The sequence below is a fragment of the Acidithiobacillus sp. TH-A36 genome, from assembly GCF_057473445.1.
Map to the genome: position 1 here is coordinate 1 of NZ_JBYCKP010000469.1, position 7,551 is coordinate 7,551.

At 54.0% G+C, this 7,551-nt stretch carries 8 protein-coding genes and 1 pseudogene; 6 read left to right on the top strand and 3 right to left on the bottom strand.

Annotation, left to right across the window (positions count from 1 at the left end; translation table 11 throughout):
- Both AC2VLY_RS12065 and AC2VLY_RS12070 read right to left on the bottom strand, forming a co-directional pair.
- Positions 1–533 (bottom strand): annotated as a pseudogene (locus AC2VLY_RS12065) (two-component sensor histidine kinase); the annotation flags it as partial.
- Positions 530–1,213, bottom strand: coding sequence for a response regulator (locus AC2VLY_RS12070; RefSeq protein ID WP_010640404.1), 684 nt, complete (start codon positions 1,211–1,213; stop codon positions 530–532). The gene AC2VLY_RS12070 and the pseudogene AC2VLY_RS12065, both read right to left, overlap by 4 nt.
- A gap of 533 nt (positions 1,214–1,746) precedes the next feature.
- Here AC2VLY_RS12070 and orn point away from each other — a divergent pair.
- Positions 1,747–2,310: an oligoribonuclease gene (gene orn / locus AC2VLY_RS12075; protein ID WP_300251260.1), complete on the top strand. Its 564-nt coding sequence runs from the start codon at positions 1,747–1,749 to the stop codon at positions 2,308–2,310.
- A 6-nt stretch (positions 2,311–2,316) separates the two neighbouring features.
- Here the strand turns inward: orn and AC2VLY_RS12080 are convergent, their stop codons facing one another.
- The gene (locus AC2VLY_RS12080; protein WP_193649529.1) at positions 2,317–2,565 is read right to left on the bottom strand and encodes a hypothetical protein; all 249 of its coding nucleotides are present in this window, start codon (positions 2,563–2,565) and stop codon (positions 2,317–2,319) included.
- A 15-nt stretch (positions 2,566–2,580) separates the two neighbouring features.
- Here AC2VLY_RS12080 and AC2VLY_RS12085 point away from each other — a divergent pair, with 15 nt between their 5' ends.
- Genes AC2VLY_RS12085 through AC2VLY_RS12105 form a run of 5 tightly spaced genes read left to right on the top strand, consistent with a single transcriptional unit; the run spans position 2,581 to position 7,492 of the window.
- On the top strand, positions 2,581–3,666 hold the full coding sequence (locus AC2VLY_RS12085; RefSeq protein WP_486892370.1) for an LLM class flavin-dependent oxidoreductase: 1,086 nt from the start codon (positions 2,581–2,583) through the stop codon (positions 3,664–3,666).
- Positions 3,666–4,631: an NAD-dependent epimerase/dehydratase family protein gene (locus AC2VLY_RS12090; RefSeq protein WP_193649527.1), complete on the top strand. Its 966-nt coding sequence runs from the start codon at positions 3,666–3,668 to the stop codon at positions 4,629–4,631. Before AC2VLY_RS12085 ends, AC2VLY_RS12090 begins: the two co-directional genes overlap by 1 nt.
- Before the next feature lie 18 nt (positions 4,632–4,649).
- A complete protein-coding gene (locus AC2VLY_RS12095; RefSeq protein WP_486892368.1) occupies positions 4,650–5,540 on the top strand; it encodes a diiron oxygenase in 891 nt (296 codons plus the stop codon).
- Positions 5,541–5,570: 30 nt separating this feature from the next.
- On the top strand, positions 5,571–5,852 hold the full coding sequence (locus tag AC2VLY_RS12100) for a hypothetical protein (RefSeq protein ID WP_486892367.1): 282 nt from the start codon (positions 5,571–5,573) through the stop codon (positions 5,850–5,852).
- An 8-nt stretch (positions 5,853–5,860) separates the two neighbouring features.
- Positions 5,861–7,492 (top strand): alpha-D-glucose phosphate-specific phosphoglucomutase, encoded by a 1,632-nt coding sequence (locus AC2VLY_RS12105; RefSeq protein WP_486922354.1) that lies wholly within the window; start codon positions 5,861–5,863, stop codon positions 7,490–7,492.
- Positions 7,493–7,551 lie beyond the last annotated feature (59 nt).

The window sequence follows — 7,551 nt, forward strand, 5'->3', positions numbered from 1 at the left end:
TTTAAAACCCTGCGTACCAGAATCATGGTCAAAACCACCAACGCCAGGGTCGAAAACACCAAAACAAAAATCATGGCGATAGGCAGTGATGAAGCGAGGCGCCCCCGATCAAAATGCACCCAGATGGTTTGTCCGGAAATGTTTACCGGCACCCAGAAAGTCCGTACCGCGCCACCCAACACATCTACGGGAACCGGTTTTCCCAGACGTTTACTGAGTGCCTGGCTCAAAAGCCAACCATAAATATGGCCATGCGTATGTTTTATTGAGCGGTCCAGTTGCGCCGAGATTTCTACCCCATTATCCGCACGCAGGCTTTCCAGAAAAGCCGGTCGATTTTCGGGCGAAAGCTCGGTGTAGGTTTTGGCGCTGATCACAATCAGACCGGCCAGATCTTCCGCCGATCGTTCTGCCAACGGATAAAGTACGGTCAGAACAACTATCACCAAGGTCAGAATCTGTAAAATGACAATGCCCGGCCCCAGCGTCCAGGCCGTCTGCGAAAATAAATTTCTGCCCCGCCGCAAACTCATGGGCCCGGCACAAAACGATAGCCCAAGCCACGCTCTGTCTGCAAAAAACGCGGTTGCCGGGGATTTTCTTCCAGAATTTTTCGTAAGCGGGTAACGCGTACATCAATACTGCGATCAAAGCGTCCATCTTCTTCGCCGCCCAAAAGTTGCAACAGCAAATCCCGGCTCAAAATACGTTTTGGTCGTTGTGCAAAAACCAGCAATAAATCCATTTCCGCCGGGTTGATGTCCACCTCAGCATCGCCTCGATATAGCCGGCGCTCCGAAATCTGCAGGTGAAATTCTCCGATCTCTACCTTGTCAGCACCTTCATCCTTACCGCTACGCCGTAACAGTACGCGCAAGCGCGCCAACAATTCCCTGGCGTTAAAAGGCTTGGCCAAATAGTCATCCACCCCACTTTCCAGACCAAGAATGCGCTCGTCATCCTCTCCCCGCGCCGAGAGCATCAGAATGGGTGGGCCGCCTTCCTTGCTGCGTAGCTCTTTGGCCAGACTGATGCCATCCTGACCTGGTAACATCCAGTCCAATACGATGACATCTATTGGGCCAGCAAGCAGGTGTTGACGCATCTGCCTGCCATTGGCTGCCAGCAAAACCGCAAGTCCCTGTGCTACCAGATACTCCCGTAGCATGTCTGCAAGCCTTTGATCATCATCCACTATCAACACGACCGCCATAACTTGCCTCGCTTGCTCTTCCCTGATGAAGCAATGTGCCCCATCAGGAAATATTCCCGAAATATTTACCGCCTACTATAACACCATAGGCAGCAGCGGTACCCAAACCAAAAGATAGAGTGGAGCGCGTTTTTCAGCAAGCCGGTAAATGATAAAAACGGTTATGCTTTCAGGTTTGTAGCGGTTGTTTTGCGGCTATTAGACGGATCTTTGATCCGTCTTTTTTTATGGGCGCTGTGAACAAGCAAACGGGCCTTCAAAAAAAATCAAACAGGGTATTTTGCGGAAATATTCCAGAAACAAAACGTCCGTATTATGCAATCCATGGCGAGGGCGCAACGTACCCAAACCTCACAGAAAGAGGGAGCGCTTTAAGAATTTTATGCACCGTCGGCCCGAAGGCCGCAGTGCTTTAGGTATGAAACAGTTTTGTAGCGGTTGTTTTGCGGCTATTAGACGGATCTTTGATCCGTCTTTTTTTATATCGTGGTTATCATGCTACACTATTGTTGCTTGTTCAACAAGGATGTCGTATGGACCCCAAAAACCAACGCTTAGTCTGGGTGGATCTTGAAATGACCGGTCTGCACCCTGAGCAGGATGAAATCCTTGAAATCGCCAGTATTGTCACCGACAACCAGCTTCGCATTATCTGCGAAGGGCCGGTGCTGGCCGTGCATCATCCCGACACTGTGCTGGCCAAAATGGATGACTGGAATCAGCGTACCCATGGTCAATCCGGGCTGATTCAGCGGGTGCGAGACAGCCGACTGGATACCCAGGCCGTGGAAACCCAGACCCTGGATTTTCTCAGCGCGCATGTCGCTGCCGGCACTTCGCCCATTTGCGGTAATAGTATTTGCCAGGATCGGCGTTTTCTGGCAAGACTGATGCCCCGACTGGAGCGCTTTTTTCACTATCGGATGATTGATGTCAGCACGCTCAAAGAGCTGACTTCCCGCTGGTATCCCGGCTTCCCGAGATTTCCCAAGGCAGAAAAACATGAGGCCCTGGCGGATATCCGTGAATCCATTGACGAACTGGCTTATTATCGGGAGAAGATCTTTCCGCAGCTTCTGGAGTCTCCTGAAAAGTAGATCCCGTTATTTTACCGGTGCCGGAAGGTTCTGGATCAGATCAACCCGTACCCGCACTTCCAGATTTTCTGCCAGAACCTTACAAAGCAGGTAGTCTCCCTCCGGACTTTCCTGCCACTCCAGGGGCATGACGACTTCCATGTAATGAATGCCCGTACTTTCATCCGCCCAGTGCAGGCGCATTTGTTCTGATGTTAGTATGGCAATTTGCAAGCGTTCGGCAATCTGGCGCGGAGTAGATGCAATCTGGGTCACGGAGGCTCCTCAATAGTGAAAATTGATCTTTTCTACGAACTTGCTGTTCCCGAACATCAGGGCCGCAGCGAAGCCCAAGTTTATCACGAAACGCTCGACGAACTCAGCCTGGCGGATCAGCTGGGTTTTCATGGTGCCTGGCTGGTAGAACATCACTTCATGCGGGAATATTCGCATTCCAGCGCCCCCGAAATATTTCTGGCTGCTGCCAGTCAACGTACCAGCAAGTTACGCTTGGGACATGCAGTTGTGGTACTGCCTTATAATCACATAATCCGGGTTGCCGAACGGGTTGCCGCCCTGGATATTCTCAGCAACGGTCGCCTGGAGCTCGGCGTTGGTCGCGGTTTTTCTCCCAAGGAATATCAACTTTTCGGTAGGCAAATGGCCGACAGCCGCCAACATATGAAGGAAGGTCTGCAAATTCTTCGCCAGGCTGGAGGACCTGCTTTCAGCCACACGGATAAACTTTATCAGTTTGAAAATCTGGATATATTACCCAAGCCCATCCAGAGGCCTCACCCCCCCCTGTGGACAGCAGCCGTCAGTCCCGCCACCTTTCAGTGGGCCGCTCAGGAAGGCATCGGGGTTCTCTCCGGACCCTTCAAGCCCTGGTTCATGACCAAACAGGATTTGCGCGCTTATAAAAAGAGCTGGCAACAGCAACATGGTCAAGGCCCTTTGCAGGCCGGACAAAATAATGGATTTGCCATGACCATTGGTTGCCTTTGCCTGGAAGATGCCGCCGAAGCCAGACGGCTGGCTGAGGGATTTACCTGGTACTATCAGCGCTTGCTGGATCAGACCCGGCCGGTTCTCGCGCAGTTGCGGGAAAGCTATGAATACTATCACCGGCTCGGCTTCCTTGAGCCCCTGCTGCGGCGCGGCCTGAGTTTACGCATGCTCGAAAGTATGGGCATGGTGGTGGTCGGTGATCCGGAAACCTGTCGAAAGAAGCTTTCCAGATATGCCCGTGCCGGAGTGGATCGCCTGATTCTGGCGGTTGGCGCAGGCATGGTATCCAGTGCAGTTACCCGGCGCTCCCTGCAACTGCTCGCGGAAGAAGTCATACCTTTCCTGAACCAGCCGGAAACCCGCTGATGCGGGTCATGGTTACCGGTGCTGCCGGTCATACGGCTGCAGCATTACTTCCGGTTCTCGTGCAACGGCCGGATATTCAGCAGGTGATCGCTGTCGATATTCACCCGCCCGCTTTTAGCTCTGCCAAAATGCGCTACTTCAGCATGGATATTCGCGACCCGCGTCTTGCAGAGCAACTGGCGGACATTGACCAGATCATTCACCTGGCCTTTGTGGTTCTCAGCCCCCATCTGGGGCCGCAAAACCGTTGGCGCAGCGAGATGCGCAACATCAACCTGCGCGGCAGCCAGCATCTTTTTCAGGCAGCAGCCAGCGCCGGCGTGCGACATGTCATTTACACCAGCAGTGTTGCCGCATACGGTGCCTGGCCCGATAATCCCATTCCCTTGGATGAAAACTGGCCCTGCCGGCCGGTGCCCGGTTTTGCCTATAGTGAAGACAAGGCGGCACTGGAATCCTGGCTGGATATTTTCTCCGCCCAACAACCGGCATTGGCAGTTACCCGATTGCGTCTTCATGCCATCATCGGCCCCCATGGGCAAAAACTGGTAAACGCCATTGCGACCAGCCCCTTTAATGTACGCATGAAGAACCCGGGTCTACCCATCCAATGTCTGCATGAAGAAGATGCGACCAGCGCCATCATTGCTGCTCTGGATCACGCCCATGGTGGAGTGTTCAATATTGCCGCAGCAGAACCTGTCCCGTGGTCCAGCATTCCGCGCCGCTGGTCTTTACCATTGAACCCGGGACAGTTACATCGCATCCATCGCCGTCTGCGGCCCTTCAATCGGGCTTTGGGTGATCCGGGCTGGCTTCAGGCTCTGGAAAATCCGCTCATTGTCGATACCCGCCGCGCTCAAGAGACACTTGGCTGGCAAGCCCGCTACTCCGTCAGCGAAGCACTGTCCTCCCTACGTCAGGCCCAGGGTCTCAGTCCGCTTAAAGCTTGGAGGGTCTCCTAGACCATGGCACAATAGCGCATGACTTTTGCGTCCAACATCCCCGTCCAGGCCCGGATTCAGCGCCATCATGAGGCGCTAGTCAAACGCTTGTCTGCACATAGCAGTCAATACCGGGATCCGGTCAGCACCATCCCCTGGGAAAGTCTGGATGCTGACAGCGCCTGGCTACCAGAATCCCTGGTTTCTCTTTATGGATTACCGGAATACGAGCAGCTCAGTGCGGATGAACGTACCCGGCTTTCGCAGGTGGAATTTGTCTCTTTTTGTGAGCTGGGCCTCTGGCTGGAGGCCCTGTTCATCCAGCGACTCAGTGCCAACTCCCTGCACGAGATGTATCGCGATCCCCAGGGCTATCATTACCAGCTTCACGAACTGCGTGAAGAAGTCGGACATAGCCTCATGTTTCTGGAGCTCCAGCAGCGTTCCCATCTGCCATTCATGACCCCTCTTGGTGAGCGTCCGCCCTTGGCACGTCTGTTTGCCCGCTACGCTCCAGAGGGTTCTGCGGCTTTTTGGGCGACTATTCTTATCGGCGAGGATGTGCCAGATCGCATGAACCGCCTGATTTTCGCCCGTAAGGATCTGCCTTCTGCCGTGCTCGCCATTACCCATGTGCACATGCGCGAGGAAGCGCGGCATATGGCTTTTGCCCGGACAACCATTCAGATGCGCAGCCAGTCCATGCATGTACTGAAAAAAAAGGCCATCAGTCCGGTGTTGCGTGAGGTATTCCGGCAGTTTCTGCGCACCTGCTTTTTCCCCTCGGAACAGGTTTATGCTGCGGCCGGTCTGAGCCATCCCAGGGCCTGGGCACGTCGCGCCCGTCACAATCCACACCGGATTGCATTGATGAACCAGTGTGCAAACCCCAGTCGTGACTTTCTGCGCACCCAGGGCTTTGCCTTGTGATTTTTTTCCTCCTGCTATAATTTGAGAACCATGAAAAAAACCATGCTGTTTGAACTCGGATCCATCTATGTCTCTCCAGATGCCCAGGCCGTTTTTGAATCTGGCGATCTGGACCCGCAGGAATTGCTCCGGCGTCATGTTACTGCCGATTGGGACGAAGCCAGTGATCCAGACGTTGTGCATGCCAGTGAAAAGGCCATCCAGAGTGAAGGGGCTGTGGTCAGTTCCTGGCAGATCAGTGGTTATACGGTCTGGATTCGGACTGATTCCAGTAGAAAAACGACCATCATCGACTTACCACTTGAACACTGAGGTGTACCATGGCGGCGCTGACGATACCTACACAGGCTTTCCCCGATCAACGCCCCGGCACCTCGGGTCTGCGTAAAAAAGTCGCGGTTTTTCAGCAGCCTCATTATCTAGAGAATTTTGTCCAATCGATCTTTGAAGCGATTCCTGACCGCAAGGGCAAAATGCTGATTCTTGGTGGCGATGGACGCTTTTTCAATCGCGAAGCCATCCAGATCATTTTGCGGATGGCCGCTGCCAATGGCTGGGGCAAAGTCATGGTCGGCCGGGGAGGACTGTTTTCCACGCCGGCTGTTTCTGCAGTCATTCGTGCCCACCATGCCCATGGCGGCATTATCCTCAGCGCCTCCCACAATCCGGCTGGCCCCGATCATGACTTCGGCATCAAATACAACATCAGCAACGGGGGGCCCGCTCCTGAAAAAATCACGGATGCCATCTGGGCCAGTAGTAAAAGCATCCAGAGCTATCAAACTCTGGATACTGCTGATGTCGACATCGATCACGATGGCATTTTTCAACTTGGCGACATGACCGTTGAAATTTGCGATCCAGTCCGGGACTATGCCGAGCTGATGGCCCGCATTTTTGACTTCGAAGCGCTGCGTCGTCTTTTTAAAGGCAGTTTCCGCATGCGTTTTGACGCCATGCACGCCATCACTGGTCCTTATGCCCTGGAACTTCTTGAAAACCAGCTGGGTGCCCCTGCGGGTACGGTCGTCAATGGCATTCCCCTGACGGATTTTGGTGGTGGTCATCCCGATCCCAATCTGGTCTATGCCAAGCCCCTTGCTGATTATCTGTTCAGCGAAGAGGCTCCCGACTTTGGCGCAGCATCCGACGGCGATGGTGACCGCAACATGATTCTGGGTCGCCAGTTTTTTGTCACACCCAGCGACTCTCTGGCGGTATTGGCTGCCAACGCTACGCATATTCCCGGCTACCGCAGAGGATTGAAGGGCGTTGCACGCTCCATGCCCACCAGTCAGGCCGTTGATGTGGTAGCACAAAAACTGGGCATACCGCATTATGAAACGCCGACCGGCTGGAAATTTTTTGGGAATCTTCTGGATGCCGGCAAGATTACCTTTTGTGGCGAAGAAAGTTTCGGCACCGGTTCTGATCATGTCCGCGAAAAGGATGGGCTCTGGGCAATTCTCGCCTGGCTGTCGGTGATCGCCGCGACCGGCCAATCCGTGGCAGAAATCGTGGCCCGGCACTGGCAGGAATTTGGCCGCCATTACTACACCCGCCATGACTACGAGGGAATACCTGCCAGCGCCGGGGAAGAAATCATGGCGACACTCACTGCTCAGCTTCCGGTGCTGGCAGGGCAAACGCTGGCGGGAAGGATTGTCCAGACCGCTGATGATTTTGCCTATACGGATCCGATAGATGGAAGCATTAGCAGCCATCAGGGATTGCGCCTGCTGTTTAGCGATGGAGCGCGCCTGGTTTTCCGTCTTTCCGGAACCGGAACCGAGGGTGCGACTCTGCGGATTTATCATGAACATCTGGAGCAGGATGCTGCGCGCCAGCAACTGGATCCACAACGGGTTCTGCGTGAACTGATTGCCTTGGGCAAGGATCTGACCCGCATTGAAAAGCTTACGGGCCGCAAGGCCCCCACTGTCATCACCTGATGAAGGAGTCTGACTATGATGGATTACGACAACGATAGTAATGGTCTTGGATATAGTGC